1 protein-coding gene is annotated in these 1,112 nt (G+C 66.1%); it reads right to left on the bottom strand.

The window, feature by feature from the left end; all coding sequences use genetic code 11:
- A partial coding sequence (locus KVP70_RS33035) for an IS3 family transposase (protein ID WP_217946670.1) occupies window positions 1-1,017 on the bottom strand: 1,017 nt, incomplete at its 3' end.
- Window positions 1,018-1,112: the final 95 nt, after the last annotated feature.

A 1,112-nucleotide genomic window follows, 5' to 3' on the forward strand; every position in this document is an offset into this window, starting at 1 on the left:
GGCAGCGTTTTTCTCCATTATCGGCGGGTTGATCCATGCAGCTGTCGGCAGTTTCTGTGGTTGCGGCATGCGGTGTTTGAAGCGGTTCGGCGTGCGCTGGAAGGCGCCGGCCAGCGTGGCTTGTCGTTGCTTGCGTACTTCGGCGGCGCGGCCGGTATGGACGCTCTCCGGCGTCATCATGCCAATGCCGGAGTGGCGGTGCTGCTGGTTGTACCAGGTAAAGAACTGGGCGCAGTGGGCGCGGGCGTCAGCCAGCGAGCCAAAGCGCGCCGGAAAACCAGGCTGGTACTTCAAGGTTTTGAACTGCGCTTCCGAGTAGGGATTGTCGTCGGAAACGTAGGGCCGGCTGTGCGATTTGGCGATACCCAGGTCGGACAGCAGCGTGGCCACCGGCTTGGAGCGCATGCTGCTGCCCCGGTCGGCATGCAAGGTCAGCGCGCCCGGCGCAATGCCTTCCTTGGCTGCGGTGTCGGCAATAAGCTGCTCGGCCAGTTCGGCCGTTTCGTGCTCGGCCACCATCCAGCCGACCACGTAGCGGCTGAAGATGTCGAGGATGACGTACAGATGGAAACAGGTGCCCCTGACCGGCCCCTTCAGCTTGGTGATGTCCCAGCTCCAGACTTGATTGGGCACCACGGCAAGCAGTTCCGGCTTGGTGTACTCGGGATGGCGCAGCTGGTCGCGCCGCTCGCGCACGGCGGCGCAGCCCTGCAGCAGGCGATACATGGTGCGCACCGAAGCCACGTAGCGTCCTTCGTCAAGCAGTTGGGCGTGGATGGCTGCCGGAGCGCAATTGGCGAAACGCGGGCTGTTGAGCACGTCGAGCACGACGCGACGCTCCAGTGCCGACAGCGCCAGCGGCGGACGCCGGCGGGGCGCGGCGGTGGCCGCGACCGGCAGCGGACAGACATTGCGCGCGGCGCGCTCGCGGTACAGGGCGCTGCGCGGCAAACGCAGGGCACGGCAGGCAGCGGCGACGCCGACCTGCTCGGCCAGGGTGTTGGCGGCGCTGATCACTTCGGCTCGCTCGGCGTGTCGCCGGTGCTCAGGCCCAGCAGAGTGGAAAGTTTTTTTTGGACGTCGATGATCAGGTCGGCCTTGGCCAGCTTGGC

Source organism: Duganella violaceipulchra (assembly GCF_019166075.1).
In the GTDB taxonomy this organism is placed as follows: domain Bacteria; phylum Pseudomonadota; class Gammaproteobacteria; order Burkholderiales; family Burkholderiaceae_D; genus Rugamonas; species Rugamonas violaceipulchra.